Origin of the sequence: Rhodococcus sp. BP-261 (assembly GCF_019835205.1) — a bacterium.
GTDB lineage: Bacteria > Actinomycetota > Actinomycetes > Mycobacteriales > Mycobacteriaceae > Rhodococcoides > Rhodococcoides kyotonensis_B.
Window position 1 is genome coordinate 123,325 of sequence record NZ_JABUCO010000008.1, and the last position, 19,743, is coordinate 143,067.

14 protein-coding genes are annotated in these 19,743 nt (G+C 65.2%); 6 read left to right on the top strand and 8 right to left on the bottom strand.

Features of this window, described 5'->3' with window-relative positions; all coding sequences use genetic code 11:
• Nucleotide 1 precedes the first annotated feature (1 nt).
• The 3 genes from HQ354_RS12125 to HQ354_RS12135 are packed head-to-tail and all read right to left on the bottom strand — an operon-like array spanning nucleotide 2 to nucleotide 2,770.
• Entirely contained in the window at nucleotides 2-652 is a 651-nt protein-coding gene (locus HQ354_RS12125) for a PIG-L deacetylase family protein (RefSeq protein ID WP_068425472.1), read from the bottom strand.
• Nucleotides 649-1,467, bottom strand: coding sequence for a glucose-1-phosphate cytidylyltransferase (locus HQ354_RS12130; RefSeq protein WP_068425469.1), 819 nt, complete (start codon nucleotides 1,465-1,467; stop codon nucleotides 649-651). The genes HQ354_RS12125 and HQ354_RS12130 overlap by 4 nt, the downstream gene beginning before the upstream one ends.
• A gap of 1 nt (nucleotide 1,468) precedes the next feature.
• On the bottom strand, nucleotides 1,469-2,770 hold the full coding sequence (locus HQ354_RS12135; protein ID WP_222634727.1) for a class I SAM-dependent methyltransferase: 1,302 nt from the start codon (nucleotides 2,768-2,770) through the stop codon (nucleotides 1,469-1,471).
• Between the two features lie 454 nt (nucleotides 2,771-3,224).
• Here HQ354_RS12135 and HQ354_RS12140 point away from each other — a divergent pair, with 454 nt between their 5' ends.
• Together HQ354_RS12140 and HQ354_RS12145 are read left to right on the top strand one after the other, a co-directional pair.
• Entirely contained in the window at nucleotides 3,225-4,694 is a 1,470-nt protein-coding gene (locus HQ354_RS12140; protein ID WP_261768693.1) for a sugar transferase, read from the top strand.
• Nucleotides 4,695-4,803: 109 nt separating this feature from the next.
• Nucleotides 4,804-6,462: an Hsp70 family protein gene (locus HQ354_RS12145; RefSeq protein WP_222634728.1), complete on the top strand. Its 1,659-nt coding sequence runs from the start codon at nucleotides 4,804-4,806 to the stop codon at nucleotides 6,460-6,462.
• A 2-nt stretch (nucleotides 6,463-6,464) separates the two neighbouring features.
• Here HQ354_RS12145 and HQ354_RS12150 read toward each other — a convergent pair whose 3' ends face one another.
• Nucleotides 6,465-6,995 (bottom strand): Lrp/AsnC family transcriptional regulator, encoded by a 531-nt coding sequence (locus HQ354_RS12150; RefSeq protein WP_068425454.1) that lies wholly within the window; start codon nucleotides 6,993-6,995, stop codon nucleotides 6,465-6,467.
• Between the two features lie 98 nt (nucleotides 6,996-7,093).
• Here HQ354_RS12150 and ald point away from each other — a divergent pair, with 98 nt between their 5' ends.
• Nucleotides 7,094-8,152, top strand: coding sequence for an alanine dehydrogenase (ald, locus tag HQ354_RS12155; RefSeq protein WP_222634729.1), 1,059 nt, complete (start codon nucleotides 7,094-7,096; stop codon nucleotides 8,150-8,152).
• A gap of 43 nt (nucleotides 8,153-8,195) precedes the next feature.
• Here the strand turns inward: ald and HQ354_RS12160 are convergent, their stop codons facing one another.
• Nucleotides 8,196-9,455, bottom strand: a complete 1,260-nt coding sequence (locus HQ354_RS12160) for a YibE/F family protein (protein WP_068425447.1) — start codon at nucleotides 9,453-9,455, stop codon at nucleotides 8,196-8,198.
• Nucleotides 9,456-9,712: 257 nt separating this feature from the next.
• Nucleotides 9,713-11,050, bottom strand: a complete 1,338-nt coding sequence (locus HQ354_RS12165; RefSeq protein ID WP_371828795.1) for a pyridoxal phosphate-dependent aminotransferase — start codon at nucleotides 11,048-11,050, stop codon at nucleotides 9,713-9,715.
• On the opposite strand from HQ354_RS12165, the gene HQ354_RS12170 reads away from it, so the two are divergent.
• Together HQ354_RS12170 and HQ354_RS12175 are read left to right on the top strand one after the other, a co-directional pair.
• Nucleotides 11,049-11,789, top strand: a complete 741-nt coding sequence (locus HQ354_RS12170) for an SOS response-associated peptidase (protein WP_222634730.1) — start codon at nucleotides 11,049-11,051, stop codon at nucleotides 11,787-11,789. The genes HQ354_RS12165 and HQ354_RS12170 overlap by 2 nt on opposite strands.
• Before the next feature lie 11 nt (nucleotides 11,790-11,800).
• A complete protein-coding gene (locus tag HQ354_RS12175) occupies nucleotides 11,801-13,711 on the top strand; it encodes a prolyl oligopeptidase family serine peptidase (protein ID WP_222634731.1) in 1,911 nt (636 codons plus the stop codon).
• A 104-nt stretch (nucleotides 13,712-13,815) separates the two neighbouring features.
• Here the strand turns inward: HQ354_RS12175 and HQ354_RS12180 are convergent, their stop codons facing one another.
• Both HQ354_RS12180 and HQ354_RS12185 read right to left on the bottom strand, forming a co-directional pair.
• Nucleotides 13,816-14,757 carry a hypothetical protein gene (locus HQ354_RS12180; protein WP_222634732.1) on the bottom strand — a complete coding sequence of 314 codons (942 nt, stop codon included), beginning with the start codon at nucleotides 14,755-14,757 and terminating at the stop codon, nucleotides 13,816-13,818.
• Between the two features lie 171 nt (nucleotides 14,758-14,928).
• Nucleotides 14,929-18,399: a (Fe-S)-binding protein gene (locus HQ354_RS12185; protein WP_222634733.1), complete on the bottom strand. Its 3,471-nt coding sequence runs from the start codon at nucleotides 18,397-18,399 to the stop codon at nucleotides 14,929-14,931.
• Nucleotides 18,400-18,935: 536 nt separating this feature from the next.
• Here HQ354_RS12185 and HQ354_RS12190 point away from each other — a divergent pair.
• Nucleotides 18,936-19,604, top strand: coding sequence for an ammonium transporter (locus tag HQ354_RS12190; RefSeq protein ID WP_222634734.1), 669 nt, complete (start codon nucleotides 18,936-18,938; stop codon nucleotides 19,602-19,604).
• Nucleotides 19,605-19,743: the final 139 nt, after the last annotated feature.

Below are 19,743 nucleotides of genomic sequence, written 5' to 3' on the forward strand. Positions count from 1 at the left end.
GTCAAGCTCCTACGAAATCGATGACGGTTTTCTCTACGACGAATGCTTCGGCGTAGCGAGACTTGCATTGCACTCCGCGTATGCGGCACAGGCCGAGGAAGGCGTCGGCGTCGAACCAGTCCTTGTCGGTCTGCGACGGGTACGACGCGTGCAGGAGTTCGACCTTCTCGCGTGCGATCTCGTCCGAGATCGGGTGATACAGAGAGGGAGTCGGCAGATCGGATTCCCATTTGAGAATTTCGTAGCCGAGGATCATGTGATCGCGGAACTCCGTCGGCGCGAGCGTCGCCAACTGGCGATGATCCTGGTGAGCGTCGTTCTTCTGGGGTGCGAACACCACGTCCGGCTCGCACGTGCGTCGGAACGCCGCCACCGTGTCCTTCGCGGCATCCCAGTGCGCGGGGGACCGGCCGTCGGGAATGTCGGTGACGGTGAGCCGCACGTCGGCACCGGGAAGAAACGCAGCCAGCGCCGTCTTCTCCTCGACCTCGCGTGCCCCACCGCCGCCGGTGAGGACGAGCGCATGCACCGTGAGGCCGGGGTTGGCCCGAGCGATCGTCAGCAGGGTGCCGCCCGCTCCGATGGCGATGTCGTCGCAGTGCGCGGCGAGCAGCGCTATCTCGCGGATCGAGCCGGAGGCGAAGGACTTCACGGAACGGCGACCAGTCCGAACGGGGCGGGCTCGGTCTCGGGATCTTTCTCCCACACCATCCATGGGCGAATACCCTTGTAGTAGTTCGCATCCAGCTCGGCGCGCTCCTTGAACGTGTCGGCGGGTTTCCAGAAACCGTTGTGCTGGTAGGCGAGAAGTCGACCCTCTCCTGCCAGCGTGCCGCATGCATCCTCGACGAGATCGCCGTTCGGAGGAATCAGATCGAACACTTCCTGGGACAGGGTGAAGTATCCGCCGTTCTCCCAGATCGGGAATTCGCTCACCGGCGTGATCTGCTTGACGGCGCCACCCGGAGCGACGTCGATGCAGTGGAACGACGACTGCGGCGGCACTGCGAGAAGCGAAGCGGCGGAACCGGAATCGACCGTGCGCGCGATCATCTTGTCGATCGGCGCGTCGGTCAGCGTGTCCGCGTAGTTGGCGAGGAAGTACTCGTCACCGCCGACGTACTTGCGGACGCGGCGCAGACGCTCACCGATGGGGGATTCGAGCCCGGTGTCGACGAACGTGATGGTCCAGTCGGCGATGTCGGAGTCCAGGAGCTCGACGGTGTCACCGCGCATGACGAAGTCGTTGGACTCGGTCTCCTTGTAGTTCAGGAAGTACTGCTTGATGTGCTCGCCGCCGTACCCGAGGCACAGGATGAACTCCTTGTGTCCGTAGTGCGCGTAGTACCGCATGACGTGCCACACCAGCGGGCGCGGTCCGACCAGCTGCATCGGCTTGGGCAGAGTGTCTCCACCGTCGTTGCGCATACGCATCCCGTATCCGCCACAGAAAAGTACGACCTTCATCTCAGTTCTCCTCCTTCGTTGCGGACGTGCGGGATTCGTGCAGTGTGGGCAGTGGATAGACGATCCGACCACCCCACTCGCGCACGTAGTCGAGTTGTGCGCTGATCTCGGTTTCGAGATTCCAGGGCAGAACGAGGACCACGTCGGGCCGGTCGACCGCGATGCGGTCGGGGTGATGGATCGGGATGCGCGTGCCGGGCGTGAACCTGCCGTGCTTGTACGGGTTTCGGTCCACCGTGTAGGCGAGCAGGTCGGGGCGGATGCCGCAGAAGTTGAGAAGGGTGTTGCCCTTGCCCGGTGCGCCGTAGCCGACGACGGACAGCCCGTCCTTCTTGCAGTCCAGCAGGAAGGAGAGAAGGTTCTGCCGGACCGCTTCGGAACGGGACTGCAGATCGAGGTATCCGGACGGTTCATGGAGGCCCGCAGCGCGTTCGACGGCGATGATCTCCTCGACGGCGGCGGACGGCGTCGCACCTGCTTCCGACGGTCTGGCCCACAACCGGATCGAACCGCCGTGTGTTCCGAGGCGTTCGACGTCGACGAGCTGTAAATTGGCCGTGGCCAACGCATTTCGCGCGGCGAGCACCGTGTAGTACTGGAAGTGTTCGTGATAGATGGTGTCGAACTGGGCGTGCGTCACCAATTCCATCGCGTGATGGACCTCGATGCTGACCGTGCCGTCGTCGGCCAGCAGAGTGCGCAAGGCCCGCGTGAAGCCCAGAAGGTCGGGGATGTGCGCGTACACGTTGTTGGCGACCACCAGATCGGCGGGCCCGTGCTCGTCGCGCACCTGCTGCGCCGACTCCTCGGTGAGAAAGGCCGTCAACGTCGGTACCCCTCGGTCGACTGCTGCACGACCGACGTTGACGGACGGTTCGATGCCCAGGCAGGGGATACCGCGCTCGACGACGTGCTGAAGCAGATAACCGTCGTTGCTGGCCACCTCGACGACGAACGACGACGCGTCGAGAGCCAGGCGGTCGGTCGCAGCGGCGACGAACGTGCGCGCGTGCTCGACCCAACTAGTGGAGTACGACGAGAAATAGGCGTACTCGACGAACGTGTCCTCTGGAGTGATCAGGCCGGGAATCTGCAGAAGCAAGCAGCGCTCGCACAGGCGTAGATGCAGCGGGTAAGTAGGCTCCGGGTCGTCCAGCTCGTGTGCGGTGAGGAACTTCTCGCACGGTGGGGTTGCCCCGAGGTCGAGAACACTGAGCAATTCGGTGTTGCCGCACAGCCTGCACGCAGCGGCGCTCTCGACGTCCGCCACGGTCGAATCGGCTTCCGGGTGTGTCAGATTCATGCAGAGCTACTTTCACGCGGACTCGACGCGAGTCGAGTCGGTTTCGTCGGTACGTCCGGCACCACCGCCAGGCGCGGAGCGAGCCGCACCGAACCGTGTGGTGACCGTTGGCATGCGACGACCCCGGATCGCAGTACCGATGCTTGCTATCTCCCGACAATATAGTCGAACGGTCTGTTTTGCACGAAATCGGACGCTTCGACCGGAGCGGTTGTCCTCCATCGCGTCGAGAAACCGCTGTAGAACCGGATTGGATGCGTAGAAACAAACCTGAAGTAGGATTTTCTGTTAGCCTGGCGATCGCACCGCTCGACGCGGTGCAGCGGCCGCGTCGGGGGCGGTCCGTTGCTCGTTGTGCCGGGAAATCAAGTCGCGTCGGGCGGCCCACGCCCACGCCGGCCGGCCACGAACGCGTCGACCGGTCATAGGGACGATCACGACGGAAGGCGACCACTTGACCAGCATCGACAGGGAGCTCCGAGCCCCGTCGGTTCCAGGAAGCCTCAGCGGCCAGTCCCGCGCAGAGTGGCAGAAGCGCTACTCGCACAGACTGGTCGTCAGTGACACGCTGGTCGTCGTTCTGTCCGTGACCTTCGCCCACTTCGGTCGCTTCGGCGCGGACACGGACTCCGGCTATCTGCCCGTCACCGTGGGCCTGATCGTCGCGTGGCTCATCGCCCTGGCAGCGTTTCGCAGCAGGTCTCCGCGCATCGTGGGTTCGGGCCCCGACGAGTACCGGCTCGTTCTGACCACGTCGTTCCGGTTGTTCGGGCTGCTCGCGATCGGAAGCCTGTTGTTTCAGATGGACGTCGCTCGGGGCTATCTCGCGATCGCGTTCCCGCTGGGCACCGCCGGTCTCCTCGTCACGCGTCGCGCGTGGCGTAAACGGCTCGCGCACGAGCGTGCACGGGGAACGTCGACGACGTCCCTTCTCGTGGTCGGGTCTCCCAGTGCCGCCACCGGCTTGATCCGGTCGCTGGAACGCGATCGGACGTCGGGATATCGCGTCCTCGGCTACTGCGCCCCCGACGCCGCCGGTGCGCCTGAATTCCTGACGGTGCATGGTCGATCGGTCCCGTTGCTCGGCAACGAGGACTCGGTTCTCGATGCGGTGCGCGCATGCGGCGCGGACACCGTCGCAGTCACCGCCACCGAACATCTGGGGCCCGTCGGTATCCGCAAGTTGTTGTGGGCGCTCGAACCCCACGACATCGACCTCGTCGTGGCACCCGGCGTCATGGACATCTCGGGCTCGCGCCTCGTGATGCGCCCCGCCGCGGACATTCCGCTCATCACCGTCGAGAAGCCGCAGTACGACGGGGCGGCGAAGTTCACCAAGAACGCATTCGACGTGGTCTTCGCGCTCACCGCGCTCGTGGTCGCTGCGCCGGTGATGCTGGCCATCGCCGTCGCCGTCAAATGCACCAGCCCGGGTCCGGTGTTCCATCGATCCGAACGCATGGGCCTCGACGGCACACCGTTCGAGATGATCAAGTTCCGCAGCATGGTCGTCGACGCCGAAGCCCACCTCGAGGCGCTGCTCGGGCGGAACGACTCCGACGGCGGCGTCCTGTTCAAGATGAAGGACGACCCGCGCGTCACCCGCGTCGGCAAGATCATCCGACGCCTCAGCCTCGACGAGCTTCCGCAGTTCTTCAACGTGCTGAAGCGCGATATGAGTGTGGTGGGCCCGAGGCCGCCGCTGCGCCGCGAGGTCGACGGCTACGACATCGACGTTCGACGACGCCTTCTGGTCAAGCCGGGTGTCACCGGATTGTGGCAGGTCAGCGGCCGGTCCGATCTGTCGTGGGAGGAATCGGTTCGGCTCGATCTGTCGTATGTCGAGAACTGGTCGATGAGCCAGGATCTGGTGATCATCGCCCGCACGGTTCGCGCTGTCACGAGACGCGAAGGAGCCTACTGACCAGGCGATCGATCAGGTGTAGTACACGACCCTCGGCCGTCCCAGGTAGCGTGTGACGCAATCGGGGCGATTCGAGCATGCCCCGCCGGACACGAACGAGGGTCTTTGCATGACTGTGTTGCTGGGGGTGTCCATGGGTGCCCACGCCGTACGTATGGCGCTGCCGCGTGGTGGTGCGGCCGTCGCGACACGCGTGGTTCCGTCGGACCCGCCGCAGCCGTTGTTCTTCAAGAACCAGGTCATCGACACCGTCGACGACGAAGTCGAGTACCTGGCCGCCGAGTCGATCAGCGCGGTCGCGGCGGAGTCGGAACCGCATCTGAGCACCGGCGTCGCCTATCGCGACGCGCGGCAGGCCGACACTCTGCATCGCGCGCTCGAGAACCAGCACCTGCAGAACTACTCCCTCATCCACGAGGTCGAGGCGGTCATCGAGTACCTCGTCGCGAGCGGTGAAGCAGCGGGGCACTCGACGGTCGCGCTGTACGACCTCGGAAGCTCCGGCCTGAACGTCAGCGTCGTCGACCTGAGGGCTCGCCGGGTCGTCGCGTCGAGTCGTAGCACCGAGTTCAGCGGCGACCTGTTCGACGACGTTCTCCGGGACAACCAGCTCGACAGGCTGGGCAAGCCGAGCGACGACGCCGACATCGAGCTGTTCGAACGGCGATGCCGTGTCGCGAAGGAACGGTTGTCGAGCAACGACGCCGTGTGCCTGCCCGACGCGAGCGGAATGATCCTGCTCTCGCGTGACAGCTTCGAGTCGCTCATCGGCGACACCGTGGACAGGTCGATCGAGTTCGCGCGCGACGTGCTCATCAGCGCGCACGTGCCCATCGACGCCGTCGTGCTCATCGGTGGAGGTTCGCGCATTCCGCTCGTTCGCGAGCGCGTCGGACGATCGCTGGATCTGCCCGCGATCACCCCGAACGAGCCGGAGTCGGTCGCTGCCCGCGGCGCCGCGCTGTCGGCGAGGTCGACGGCCGCACCCGCCGTCGAACGGCCTCGGCCTCCGGCGCGTCCGATACCCGTGCGTGCTCCGCGTGAAGGCGCGCCGCAGCGATCACCGCGGCCCACGGACGCGACACCCACCATTTCCATTGCGCGAGAAGATCTTCCGCGACTCCAGGGATCGATGCCCGTCACGCAGCAGGTGCCCGCGGTGTCCGACGAGCCGCCGACGCGTCGGGCTCCCGTGGCACCGGAGCCTGTGCCCGAGACGAGCTCGGCTCCCGCGAAGTCCCCGCACTTCGCGCTCTCCAACGTCTACTGGCTCGACGCCGACTTCGACGACTCCGACGGCGAGAACGACGAGGAACGCAAGCGTCGCCTCGTCCGTGGATGGTCGGTCGCGGGAGTCGCGGCCGCGGCCGTCGTCGCCGCAGGTGCGTTCCTGTTCACCCAGCAGAACGACGCTCCGGTGGTCCAGACGTCGGTGACGAACACGCAGACCGAAGCTCCGGCTGCGACGTCTGCCCCGGCCCCGACGACATCGGCCCCGGCAGCGACGTCGGAGGTGCCGGTCGTGCTTCCTCCGCCGCCGGCCCCGGCCCCCACGACGACCGTGGAGGAGTCTGCACCTGCACCCGCGCCTCAGGTGGTTCCGGACACGTCGGACGCAGTCACCCAGCCGGCGCCGACGCAGGAGGCACCGACTCAGCAGTCGCCGCAGCAACCGGCACCTGCACCGGCTCCACCTGCACCGTTGATTCCGGGTCTGCCGGACTTCACGCTGCCGGTGCTACCGCCGCTGTTCCCGCCTGCTCCTTAGAATCAGTCCGTGACGGGCGTGCGTTGTCCGCGCGGCCGAATGTGTTCGAAGATCAGGATCGTCTCGGTCGCCGCGACGGCGGGGTGCGCACTGAGGTTGTCGACGACGAAGTGCCGCAGTGCGACGGTGTCGACGGTCGCCACGTGGATGAGAAAGTCGTCGGCGCCTGCGATGAAGTAGATGTTCGATGTCTCCGGCAGCGCAGCGATCTGCTCGCCGAACTCGCTGATGCGTCGTCGGGCGTCGGCCTGTAGGCGCACCGAGATCATCGCCTGGATGCCTTGCCCGAGCGCGTCGGGATCGATCTCCGCGTGAAAGCCTCGGATGACGCCGCGTTCGACGAGTGACCGGACGCGGCCGAGTGCGGTGGACGGCGCGATACCGGCCGCGGCGGCAAGAGCATTGTTGGGCATGCGGGCGTCGCGACGTAGTTCGTCGATGAGGATGTGGTCGATCGCGTCGAGCGGTGCGCGTCGAACATCGTTCGATCCGGCCGAGCCCGAACGTGCTGAATCCGAATTATCTGCCGCCATGTCGTCACTCTACAGAATTATGTTCACACCTGTTGTGGGTATTTCTCCCGATAATTCATAGTGGGGACATCCATCGGACCCCTGCTCTGGAGGCGGCAATGAAGATCGGAATTCCGCGCGAGATCAAGAACCACGAATACCGGGTGGCGGTCACTCCGGCAGGCGTGCACGAACTGATCTCGCATGGACACGACGTGGTCATCGAGTCCGAGGCGGGCGTGGGTTCGTCGTTCTCGGACACCGACTACAAGGCCGCGGGTGCGCAGATTCTCGTCGATGCGAACGACGTCTGGGCCGAGGCGGATCTGCTCGTCAAGGTCAAAGAACCTGTAGCAGAAGAGTATTCGCGACTACGTGCGGATCAAGTGTTGTTCACGTACCTCCATCTCGCCGCGTCGAAGGCCTGCGCGGACGCGCTGTCGGCGTCGGGGACGACGGCCATCGCGTACGAAACCGTCACCGCACCCGACGGGTCGCTACCTCTGTTGGCGCCGATGAGCGAGGTTGCCGGTCGTCTCGCGCCCCAGGTCGGGGCGTATCACATGATGGCCAGCGGCGGTGGGCGCGGCGTTCTGATGGGCGGTGTGCCGGGAGTCCGGCCAGCACACGTCGTCGTCATCGGCGCAGGCGTTGCGGGGCGGAATGCGGTCGCGATCGCGCACGGTATGCACGCCGACGTCACCGTCCTCGACCTGAATGTAAAGGCGCTTCGAGCGATCGACGACGCGTACCACGGGTCGGTGAAGACCGTCGTCTCCAATGCGCTCGAGCTCGAGCAGGCCGTACTCGGTGCGGACATGGTGATCGGTGCCGTGCTGGTGCCCGGGGCGAAGGCGCCGAAGTTGGTGTCCAACAGCCTCGTTCAGCGTATGAAGCCGGGTTCGGTACTCGTCGACATCGCGATCGACCAAGGCGGATGCTTCGAGGACTCGGTTCCGACGACGCATGACGACCCGACGTACCGCGTCCACGAGTCGGTGTTCTACTGCGTCGCGAACATGCCGGGCGCGGTGCCGCACACCTCGACCTACGCGCTGACGAACGCGACGTTGCCGTACGTCGTCGCCCTGGCCGACAAGGGGTGGGAAGCCGCGACCGCCGCCGATCCCGGTTTGAAGGCGGGGTTGATTGCGGCTGCGCCACCCGTGCGCGGATAGTCGGCCTCTGGGCCAACTATCCACGCACGGCCGCGCAGCGGCACTATTTGGAATGCCGCCCGGACTTCTTCGTCGGAACGCCGCCGGGTCGCGCGAGAAGAGCCGCGATGGCCGTCGTGAGGGGTACGGACAGCGCGAGCGAGATGCCGCCCACCGAGGATCGAACGATCTCGATGGCCACGGCGTCACCCGTCAGCACATCCTGAATGGATCTGCCTGCGACCGAGAACAGCAGCAGCAGCGGCAGTGCGCCACCGGCATAGGCCAGCACGAGTGTGTACACCGTGCTCGCGATGTGGTCGCGGCCCACGCGCATCGCCGACGAGAAGATGTGGCGTCGCGTCGTCGTCGAATCGGCCCCGGCGATTTCGAACGCGGCCGACGCCTGGGTGATCGTGACGTCGTTGAGCACGCCGAGCGATCCGATGATGAAACCCGCGAGCAGCAGGCCGGTGATGCTGACGTGTTGGATGTAGGCCTGCACGTCGGTGTTCTGTTCCTCCGACAGACCGGTCAGGTGGGTCATGCGGATGGCGACGTAGGACAGAACGGCTGCGAGCGCCATCGACGTCAAGGTTCCGAGCAGTGCGGACGACGTCCGAAGATTCACTCCGTGCGCCAGATACAGCACGGCGTACAGAATGATCGACCCCGCGACGAGGGCGACCGGAATGGCAGGAGCGCCGTCGAGAAGCGCGGGCAGCATGAACACCACGAGCACGGCGAACGCGATGATCAGACCGATCAGCGCACGGAAACCACGCCACCGGGCGACGATGCAGATCACGACCGCGAAGACAGCGACGATCAATGCAAGTGGAAGGCCTCGCGAGAAGTCGTTGAACGAGTACTGCGTCGTACCGCTCGGGTCGGTCTGACGGACGAGCCGGATGCTCTCACCGGTGCGGAGATCGGGTTGCCCTGGCCCCGGGACGATTTCGAGCAGAGTCTTCGTGCCGGCGTTCGGCCCCGATTCGATGGCGACGATGCTTCGCTGACAGTCGTAGCCGGCGCTGACGGGCGGCGTCGGATTGCCGGTGAAGACGCGACCGGCCGACGCGCTACCGCACGCGCCGATGTCCTGCGAGACGACGGTCCCGGCCTCGGTGGTGACAGCGCCGCCGCCGGACGTCTGAAACGGAAGCGGAATGTCGACGTGCTGCTCGGACGGCCACAGCACGATCGCACCCGCGACGACGGCGAGACCGATCGCGACGAGAAGTCCTACGACGATGCGGGCTGCGAGAGGGGTGAGAGGCGCCGGGGCGTCGGAATGCCCGTGTCCGTGACCGTGTGACTCCACAGGTGCAAGAGTAGGTGCCGGGATGAGGAGCGCGGTGGCGGGGAGCAGGGGGGGCGTCCCCCGCCACCTTCCTGATCGTCCCGGGGGGGATGGGATACGACCAGTGCTCGGGCACACGAAGTGCCGCCCGCTAATCTACAGACTTCGCGTCGGTTTGGGGCCGATCGAGGTATGTTTTTTGCATCACTTTCAACCACTTCGGTGGATTCTCCACCGATTCCCGACGACGTGAACGCGCGACGAACTCTTTTCCGACGCTATTGCGTGTACGACGCGAGGAAGTTACCGAAGCGTTCGATGGCGACGGAAAGGTCCCGCGCCCACGGGAGTGTCACGATGCGAACGTGATCGTGGCCCGGCCAGTTGAACCCGGTGCCCTGCACGACGAGGATCTTCTCCTGCAGAAGCAGATCCTGCACGAGCCGTTCGTCGTCGTGAATCTCGTGCACTTCGGGATCGAGACGCGGGAACGCGTACAGCGCGCCACGGGGCTTCACACACGAGACGCCAGGAATCTCGTTGAGCTTCTCCCACGCCACGTCGCGCTGCTCGAGCAGGCGGCCGCCGGGAAGAATCAGATCCTCGATGCTCTGGTGACCGCCGAGCGCGACCTGAATGGCGTGCTGTGCAGGCACGTTCGGGCACAGGCGTGTCGACGCCAACAGGTCGATGCCCTCGATGAACCCGGCCGCGTGTTCCTTGGGCCCTGTGATCGCGAGCCATCCGGCTCGGTAACCCGCGACCCGATACGCCTTCGACAGCCCGTTGTACGTCAGGCACAGCAGGTCGGGAGCGAGGCTCGCGAGCGAGGTGTGCTTGGCGTCGTCGTACAGGATTCGGTCGTAGATCTCGTCGGCGAGCAGAAGTAGCTGGTGGCGTCGTGCCAGGTCGACGATGCCCTGCAGCACCTCGGTCGAGTAGACCGCACCCGTCGGATTGTTCGGATTGATGACCAGCAGCGCCTTGGTGCGCGGGGTGATCTTCGATTCGATGTCGGCGAGGTCGGGGTTCCAGTCGTTGTCCTCGTCGCACAAGTAGTGCACGGCCTTGCCGCCGGACAGCGTCGTCATCGCCGTCCACAGCGGATAGTCGGGTGCCGGAATGAGCACCTCGTCCCCGTCATCGAGCAGCGCCTGCATCGTCATCGTGATGAGCTCGGAGACGCCGTTGCCGAGGTAGACGTCGTCGACATCCAGCTCGGGGAATCCCGGCTCGAGCTCGTACCGGGTGACGATCGCACGACGGGCCGACAGGATGCCCTTGGACTCCGAATAGCCCTGCGCGTACGGCAGCGCGGCGATCATGTCACGCATGATGACGTCGGGCGCCTCGAAACCGAACGGCGCAGGATTGCCGATGTTGAGCTTGAGGATGCGGTGTCCCTCGGCCTCCAGCCTCGCCGCGTGCGCGTGTACCGGACCCCGGATCTCGTAGAGAACGTTCTGCAGCTTGGTGGACTGCTGCAGCGGGCGGTGAATACGCGGCTGGTGGCTCTGGTGCGGATGGCTCACGACCCCATCGTGCCAGGTGTGCATTCTGCGCTGCCAGTCCACCTGGGTGCCGATGTCGGTGCTCGGTGCGACAATCGGTCGCATGTGCGGACGGTATGCCAGTACCCAGACAGACAGTGATCTGCGTGCGGTCTTCGACATCGCCGAGACGGTCGGCGACGAGCTTCCGCCGGCGTACAACGTCGCGCCCACGCAGACGGTGAGGACGGTTCTCGAGCGGGCACCCAAGGACGAACCCGAGGCCGACGCCGTCCGCCAACTCCGGTCGGTGAGGTGGGGCCTGATCCCGTCGTGGGCAAAGGACGCCAAGATCGGCAGCCGCCTGATCAACGCGAGGTCCGAGACGATCACCGAGAAGCCGTCGTTCAAGAAGGCGGCCGCCCGTCGCCGCTGCATCGTCCCGGCCGACGGCTACTACGAGTGGGAGAAGCGCGACGGCCAGAAGGTCCCGTACTTTCTCCACGCTGAAGCTGACGGTCGTTCCGCAGGCTCCACTCCTGCCCGCGTACTGGCGATGGCAGGCCTGTACGAGCTGTGGCGCGATCCGGCCAAACCCGAGGACGATCCCGATCGCTGGCTGTGGTCGGTGACGGTGTTGACTTCTCCTGCCGCGGACGCACTCGGGCACATCCACGATCGGTCGCCCGTCATCGTCCCCGAGAACATGCGGTCCGACTGGCTGAATCCGGCCATCACCGATCTGGATTCGGTGCAGGAGATGCTCGCGGCCATCCCCGAACCCAGGCTGGTCCCCTACGAGGTCAGCACGGCCGTCAACAGCGTCAGGAACAACAGCCCGGAATTGTTGACACCGGTCGGGTAATACTGGTCGACGTGACTCGTACCGCGCTGCCCTTCGGATCCTGGCCGTCTCCCATTTCCGCGACCGACCTGTCGGCCAGCGGACATCCGGTGGAGAGTGGGCGCTTCGTCGGCGACCAGATCTGGTGGTCGGAGATGCGTCCCACCGAGAACGGTCGCACGACCATCTGTCGCTACACCGACGGCCGCGTCGAGTCGCTGCTCCCCGAGCCGTTCAACGCGCGCACTCGCGTGCACGAGTACGGCGGCGGCGCATGGGCCGCCACCGACGACGGCCGAATCGTGTTCTCGGAGTTCTCCGATCAGCGCGTCTACCTCGCCGTGCCAGGCGAGACGCCGGTTCCGTTGACCGACAAGCCGGACACCGCGGCGTCGGTCAGGTTCGCCGAACTGTCGGTCGTCGGCGACGAGGTCTTCGCGGTACGTGAGACCCACGAGGGCGGCGAGATCCGCCGAGACATCTGCGCAATCGCATTGAACGGCACAGGAATTCGATCGTTAGTCTCCGGCTCCGACTTCCTGGCGTACCCGCGTCTGTCTCCCGACGGCAGCAAGCTTGCCTGGATTGCGTGGAACCATCCGCAGATGCCGTGGGACGGAACGGAATTGCGCGTCGCGGATCTGGCGACCGGGACGTGGGAGACCGTGCTCGGCGGCACCGAGGAATCGGTGCTCCAGCCGGAGTGGATCGACGAGACGTCGCTGTACGTCGTCAGCGACCGCACCGGATGGTGGAACCTCTACACGGTCGCGCTCGGCGGCGACGTCACGCCGTTGTACCCGGCCGAGGCGGACTTCGGCGCGCCGCTGTGGCAACTCGGTGCGCGCTGGTACTCGATTCTCGACGACGGAAAGCTGCTCACCGTCCGCACTGTCGGCACCGAGACGCTCGGCGTTCTCGATCCCGCCACCGGCGCGATGGACGACATCGACCTCGGGCCGCTGACGTCGGTGTCGCTGGGTGGCCGTCGCGGTTCGCTCGTACTGCTCAAAGCCGGTGGTGCACAGAGCCCGGGCGGTCTGCGGCAGCTCGACCTCTCCACGCGAGAAGTCACCGACATTCGGTCGAGCATCGAAACGATTCCCGACGCCGAGTACCTCCCGCAGGGGGAAGCCAGAACTTTCCAGGGCCCCGAGCGCGAAGTGCACGCCATCGTCTACGCGCCACGCAACCCCGAGTACGAAGGGCTGGACGGGGAGTTGCCGCCGTACGTCGCTTTCGTGCACGGTGGCCCGACAGCGCACGTCGCTCCCGCACTGAACCCGGTCTTCGCCTACTTCACCAGCCGCGGAATCGGAGTCATCGACGTCAACTACGGCGGGTCGAGTGGGTACGGCCGCGAGTACCGCAACCGGCTCCGTGGACAGTGGGGGATCGTCGACGTCGAGGACACCGTCGCCGCCGTTCGTGGTCTTGCCGACGCGGGCCTTGCCGACCCTGCACGATTGGCCATCGAAGGCGGTTCCGCCGGCGGGTGGACGGTATTGGCGGCCTTGACGTCGTCGAACGTATTCGCTTGTGGCGCTTCGTACTACGGCGTTGCAGAACTGGAACTGTTCGTCGCCGAGACGCACGACTTCGAATCCCGGTACATCGACGGGCTGATCGGTCCGCTGCCCGAGGCGATCGACCTGTACCGGACTCGGGCGCCGGTCAACAACGTCGACGGTTTGTCGTGCCCGGTGCTGCTGCTGCAGGGGCTGTCGGACCCGATCGTGCCACCGTCACAGGCCGAGCGTTTCCGTGACGCGATGGTACGCAAGGGAATTCCGCACGCGTACCTCGCGTACGAGGGGGAGTCGCACGGTTTCCGCAAGCTCGAAACACAGGTGAACGCACGCGAATCCGAGTTGTCGTTCTACGGTCAGGTGCTCGGATTCACCCCGCCGGGAATTCCCGAACTCGAGCTGTGGAGGCCGTGACCGGGGGAGGTCGGGAGCTGCGGGGCAGCTAGCACCGCTGTTGTCGAGCTCGCCTCTCTGCTCGGACGCAATTCGGCATGCCAGCTCTGCAAGGGAGGTGCCAGCTATCGACCGATCGTCAGCGTCGGCGGCGGGGACTTCCTCGCGCGGTCTGCGGCGGCGCGAATGCTGCGTGCGATCCGTTCGGGGTGCTGCAGGTCGTCGTACGTCAGGCGCACCACCTGTGCACCGCCCGAACGGATTCGGTCCTCGCGTCGCTTCTCCTTCCATGCGACGTCGGACGGTGTCTGCCCCTCGGGCACGAGTCGGCCGTACTTGATGCGGCCGTCGAACTCGACGACGGTGAAGATGTCGTCGAGGTAGAAGTCGACCCGAGCGAATTCTCCGTCCGCGTCGGCAAGACCTACCTGAAGTCTTGGGGCGTAACCCAACTCGTGCAGCACGATGCGGCAGAGCGATTCGCCGCCACTCTCGGCCCTACCGTCCATGAAATTCGCTACCCGACGCGCTTTCCTGTTGTCGGGATGGGTCGGGCATGCATCGAGCACTGCGAGAACCTGGTCCCGCGTGAGCTTCTTTCTGCGTGCGGCGAGATCTGCAAGGCAGACCGCGTTCTCGAAGGTCAAGGACCGGCCGATGTCCGCGATCGTGCGGGCAAGCGTCGTGACTCGTACACCGTCGACAAGCGTGACTTCGGATGGAGAGTACGCCGCCGCGTGCACGATGCGTAGCTTGCTCTTCCGGCTACCGCCGATTCGGTTGCGGGTGAGGTGAACTCGTCGAAGATCGGATGCTTCGACGTCGAGGCCGTGGAACACCGCAGCGCTGACGTGGCTGACGACTGTATCGTCTGCGGTCGCCGAACTGTACACAGCTTCCGCGATGACCCTGTGCTTCTCAGTCGCGGACAGTGTGTCGAATTCGCTTCGGCTGACGAACTTTCCGGGGCGGAGCCGACGCCACGCTTTGGTGCGGCAGTACCGCTGCAGTTCGGCGTCGGAGAATCCGCGGGCAAGGGCGTCGGATCGGGAGACGATGCGAGTCATGAGCGAATAGTGGCGTCGGATTCAGCGTCGAACAAGACCGATTCGAAAAATGTGGACAAAGTATGTGCCTGTGGATAACTCGGCGATCGCGGACCAAGCACCCCCGTTGACGACTTCGCCCCCGAGCTCTGACGCGAGCGCGGGGGCGAAGTCGGTGAAAAAGGTGCCAGATTACTTCCGTCGACCGGGTGCCTTCGCTCCGGCACGGAAGCCGAGTCCACCGGGCTTCGCAGTCGGGGGAGCCGGAGCATCCCCGTTCGACGTCTCGGCAGGTGCTTCCGGCGTCGTCTCCGTTGCCGTCGACTCCGGCGCGTTCGTCTCCTGAGCCGGGGTGGTCGGCTCGGATTCGGCAGGTGCCTCCGCTTCCTGGGTCGGCTGGGTCGGAGCAGCCGGTTCGGCCGGTTCCGCGGCAGGCTCGGAGGGTGCCGGGGCTGCTGCAGGCTTGCCGGGTGCCTTGGCGCCTGGCTTCTTGTACCCCGACTTCACTGCGAGACCCTTGGCCTTGACAGTCGGCTTCGACTCCTGAGCCGGTGCCGACGTCGTTGCCTCGGGTGCAGCTGACTCCGGTGCGCTCGCCTCGGTAGCAGCTGACTCCGGTGCGCTCGCCTCGGTAGGCACATTCGCTGGGGCTTCCGATGTGGCCTCGGCGGGAGCCTGTGGTCCTGCCGCGGGCTCAGGTTCCGCCGCGGGCGCAGGTGCTGCGGCAGGCTTCCCGGGTGCCTTGGCGCCTGGCTTCTTGAAGCCGGACTTCACGGCGAGACCCTTGGGCTTGACCGTCGGCATCGACTCGGACGCAGGCGTGGCCGACGTATCGGTCGACTCGGCCGGAGCGTCTGCGGGCGCATCGGCTGTATCGGCCTTCGGTGCCGGGGTTGCCTCGGCCGTCGGCGCCGCAGCTGCCGCAGGCTTGCCGGGTGCCTTGGCGCCCGGCTTCTTGAAGCCCGACTTCACGGCAAGACCCTTGGGCTTGACGGTCGGCTTCGTCTCCGTCGCTTCGGCAGGTGTCTCCGACGTCGCGTCGGCCGTCGACTCTGCTGCTGCGGGTTCGGCAGGCTTCGGTGCCGCAGACTTCGCGCCCGGTGCCTTGCCCTTGACCTGAAGACCCTTGCCGCCGGGAGCCTTCGCGCCGCCGGCAAGACCGAGACCCTTGGGCTTCGACGCGTCGGCCGCAGTGTCACCGTCGGCGTTCTCGGACTTCGCTCCTGGCGCCTTCGCCCCGGGCGCCTTGGCTCCCGGTGCCTTCGCGAGGCCCTTCATCTTCAGTCCGCCTGCCGCCTTGGCGGGCTGTGCCTTCTCGGTGGCTTCCTCGGGATCGACACCCTCGGCAGCGACCTCGACCTCCTCGACGCGGCCCTTCTCCTCGACCTCCGCGATCTTCTCGGACTCGAGCTTCTCTTCCGGGGTGAGCTCGCGGGGAACGACCTTGACGTTCTCGCTGAGGACCGACGAGTCGACGCGGGTGATCGACTCGAGCATCAGCTGCGCGACGTCGACGACCTCGACGCCTTCGTGTGCGCCGCCTTCCTGACGTGCCGTGACACCGTCGGTGAGCATGACGCGGCAGAACGGGCAGCCCGTGGCGATCTTCTTGGGGTTGGTCTCGAGCGCCTCGTCGACCCGGTCGATGTTGATGCGCTTGCCGATGTTCTCTTCCATCCACATGCGGGCACCACCGGCACCACAGCACATGGACCGCTCACCGTGACGCGGCATTTCCTTCAGGTTGGAGCCGGACGCGGCCATCAGCTCGCGGGGAGCGTCGTACACCTTGTTGTGACGGCCCAGGTAGCACGGGTCGTGGTAGGTGATGTCCTGGCTGACCGAGGCGACCGGGATGAGCTTCTTCTGCCGCACGAGACGGTTGAGCAGCTGCGTGTGGTGAACCACCTCGTAGTCGCCGCCGACCTGCGGGTACTCGTTACCGAGAGCGTTGAAGCAGTGCGCACAGGTGACGACGATCTTCCGCTTCTCGCGTGAGACGCCGTCGAACACGGTGTTGAGCGTTTCGATGTTCTGCATCGCGAGCTGCTGGAACAGGAACTCGTTGCCGGCGCGGCGAGCCGAGTCACCGGTGCAGGTCTCGTCGGCGCCGAGCACCATGAACTTCACGCCCGCGGTCGCGAGCAGCTCGGCGACGGCCTTCGTGGTCTTCTTTGCGCGGTCCTCGTAGGCGCCGGCGCAGCCGACCCAGAAGAGGTACTCGTAATCCTGGAACGAGTCGGCGTCCTGTCCGAAGACCGGGATGTCGAAGTCCATCTCGTTGATCCAGTTGAGACGGTCCTTCGAGTTCTGGCCCCAGGGGTTGCCCTTGTTCTCGAGGTTCTTGAACAGGCCCGCCAACTCGGTCGGGAACTCCGACTCGATGAGGACCTGGTAACGACGCATGTCGATGATGTGGTCGACGTGCTCGATGTCCACCGGGCACTGCTCGACGCATGCGCCACACGTGGTGCAGCTCCACAGAACCTCGGGATCGATGATGCCGCCCTCGACGGCGTCGGCGACGAGCTTGCGATCGGCTTCGTCGCGCGCAGCCTGCGGGATCCGGTCGAGCTTCGCCTGATCCGGGTTACCGTCGGCGTCGACGAGACCCACCTCGTCACCGCCGAGATCCTTCTTGCCACCGGCGAGGAGGTACGGCGCCTTGGCGTGGCTGTGGTCGCGCAGCGACATGATGAGCAGCTTCGGAGACAGCGGCTTGCCGGTGTTCCACGCGGGGCACTGCGACTGGCAGCGGCCACACTCGGTGCAGGTGGTGAAGTCGAGCCAGCCCTTCCAGCTGAAGTCCTCGATCTTGCCCGCGCCGAACGCGTCGACGTCGGGGTCGGCTTCCTCCATCTCGAGGACCTTGCCGCCGGACATCATCGGCTTGGCCGGGCCGAGAGCCACGGTGCCGTCGTCCATGCGCTTGAAGTAGATGTTGGGGAACGCCGTGAAGCGGTGCCACGCGACACCCCAGTTGATGCGAGTGCCGACGATGTAGAGCCAGATCATGCCGGACATCAGCTTGATGAATGCGAAGACCGCAACCATGTTGGGGCTGGCGGGAAGCAGCTTCGCGAGGTTCATCGTGAAGAAATCGGTCCACGCATTGGCGTGACCGTAGGTGGCGATCTTGCCTGCCTTCACGAAGATCATGCCGAGACCCTCGATGAGGACGACGGCTTCCACGAAGTAGGCGGCCTGGAAGCGTGACCCGGCGAAGCGCGACTGACGCTCGGGCTTACGCGGGTGGTTCAGCTGACGAATGATGATCAGCGTCGTGATACCGATGACAGTGCCGAGTCCGAGGATCTCGTCCAGGAAGTGGTAGACCGCAGTGTTGCCCACGAGTGGCCAGTGGAACTCGGGGTTGAACGTCTGGCCGTAGGCCTCGAACCACACGACCGCGCCCAGCATGAAGCCGATCATGACGAGCCAGTGCGCCCAACCGACGGTCCGGAACTTGACCATCTTGGTGTGAGCGAGGAACTCGACGACCATCTGCTTGAAGCGGGGGACGATCGGACGCCAGCGGTCCGGAGCAGGTTGGCCGAGTCGGACGATGTTGAACATCCGCAGTGCGCCGCGAATGAACGCGTACCAACACACGAGACTCAACAGCGCACCGACCGTGCCCAACGTGATCGTCAGGGCGTTCATGTAAGCGGCCTTTCGTTCATCGGCAGCAAGGAGAGCCACCTCGGGTCAGCCCCATCAGCCTAAGCGTAGCCAAGTTACCCATCAGTAACAACTTCAGCATACTGACGAGTAACTTCGCACCGCCCGGCGAGAGCGGTGCAGGTAGTTCTACGGATCGACCTTCGTCGCGGTGGGCTGAACCGGTCAGTAGGTAGCGTCCGACGGCTCACGTTATTCCCAGGCTCCGACAGGGTGAATCGGAAGGCAGACCTAAGTTGCGTTCATTGCGTTCACCACTCGGTCTCGAACGGGTCACGTTTGCCCCTGAAATTGGGGGCATCGAAACCATGCGCTGGCATTTTCCTGTGCTTTGCAGGGCCTTTGCAAAGAAACGGACTCGGGAAGGTGGCGAGACGATAACGCGCGGTCCGACTTGTACGTTATGCTGCTGCAGCACCGACATATTCGCGGATTCAAGTCAGGGTGTTTCTGCGTCGACGGGCCCCCCTCAAGATCAGTACAGCCAGGCTCCTGCATAGAAACGGAACAATCTCGACATGAAACTCAGCAAACTGGTCGTTACGGCGGCATTCGTTGCCTCCGCGATGGGACTCGCCAGCGGAACTGCCTATGCAGACCCGGCCACCGACGCTCCCGCTCAGTCGGACGACATCAACTACACGGTCGAGCAGCAGGACCGCACGATCGTCACGACGATCGACGCCGGTGTCTTCAAGGTCGCCGACGACGGCAAGACGGTCGACGTTCTCGACCAGGCCGACAAGGTCGTCGTGACCCTGCCTTTGTCCTTCAACCTCGGTGGCCTCAACTTCCCGTACGAGCAGAACGTCGACAACGACGGCAAGACGCTCCGCCTGGTCCCGCAGCTCGATCTGAGCAAGGCGTCGGCCAACTCGAAGTCCCTCGGCGCGACGCCGGTTGCATCGCCCGATGAGAACTTGAAGGCTCAGCAGACGTTCGCGTCCCAGCTGGGGCTCGCAACCGCTATCGGCGGATTGACCGGCACGATCATCGGGGCGGGAATTGGTTTCCTCGCCGGCCTGCCGCTGCTCGGCGCTGGTGGAGTTATTACCATTCCGATTGCAGCAGGCGCTGGTGGTGTTATCGGCACCATCGTTGCCGGCGGTCCGACCCTCGTCATCGCAGGCATCGACCTGATCAACACGCTTCTGGCTCCCCCGGGAACCACGAAGTTCGCGAACTGATCGACCAGTACGAACAATCTCAGGCCCGTCACCTCCGTGGTGACGGGCCTGAGTTGTGTGCGGGGCAGTTCAGTTGAACGTGCCGGGGGAGGAGAGTTTGATTCCTTCGGCGATGATGGTCACGGCGTAGCCGATGAGG

Excerpts from the sequence above, each read along its gene's own strand:
- HQ354_RS12130 (WP_068425469.1), bottom strand. The coding sequence starts at position 1,467 with ATGAAGGTCGTACTTTTCTGTGGCGGATACGGGATGCGTATGCGCAAC.
- HQ354_RS12135 (WP_222634727.1), bottom strand. The coding sequence starts at position 2,770 with ATGAATCTGACACACCCGGAAGCCGATTCGACCGTGGCGGACGTCGAG.
- HQ354_RS12145 (WP_222634728.1), top strand. The coding sequence starts at position 4,804 with ATGACTGTGTTGCTGGGGGTGTCCATGGGTGCCCACGCCGTACGTATG.
- HQ354_RS12150 (WP_068425454.1), bottom strand. The coding sequence starts at position 6,995 with ATGGCGGCAGATAATTCGGATTCAGCACGTTCGGGCTCGGCCGGATCG.
- ald (WP_222634729.1), top strand. The coding sequence starts at position 7,094 with ATGAAGATCGGAATTCCGCGCGAGATCAAGAACCACGAATACCGGGTG.
- HQ354_RS12170 (WP_222634730.1), top strand. The coding sequence starts at position 11,049 with ATGTGCGGACGGTATGCCAGTACCCAGACAGACAGTGATCTGCGTGCG.
- HQ354_RS12165 (WP_371828795.1), bottom strand. The coding sequence starts at position 11,050 with ATGCGACCGATTGTCGCACCGAGCACCGACATCGGCACCCAGGTGGAC.
- HQ354_RS12180 (WP_222634732.1), bottom strand. The coding sequence starts at position 14,757 with ATGACTCGCATCGTCTCCCGATCCGACGCCCTTGCCCGCGGATTCTCC.
- HQ354_RS12185 (WP_222634733.1), bottom strand. The coding sequence starts at position 18,399 with ATGAACGCCCTGACGATCACGTTGGGCACGGTCGGTGCGCTGTTGAGT.
- HQ354_RS12190 (WP_222634734.1), top strand. The coding sequence starts at position 18,936 with ATGAAACTCAGCAAACTGGTCGTTACGGCGGCATTCGTTGCCTCCGCG.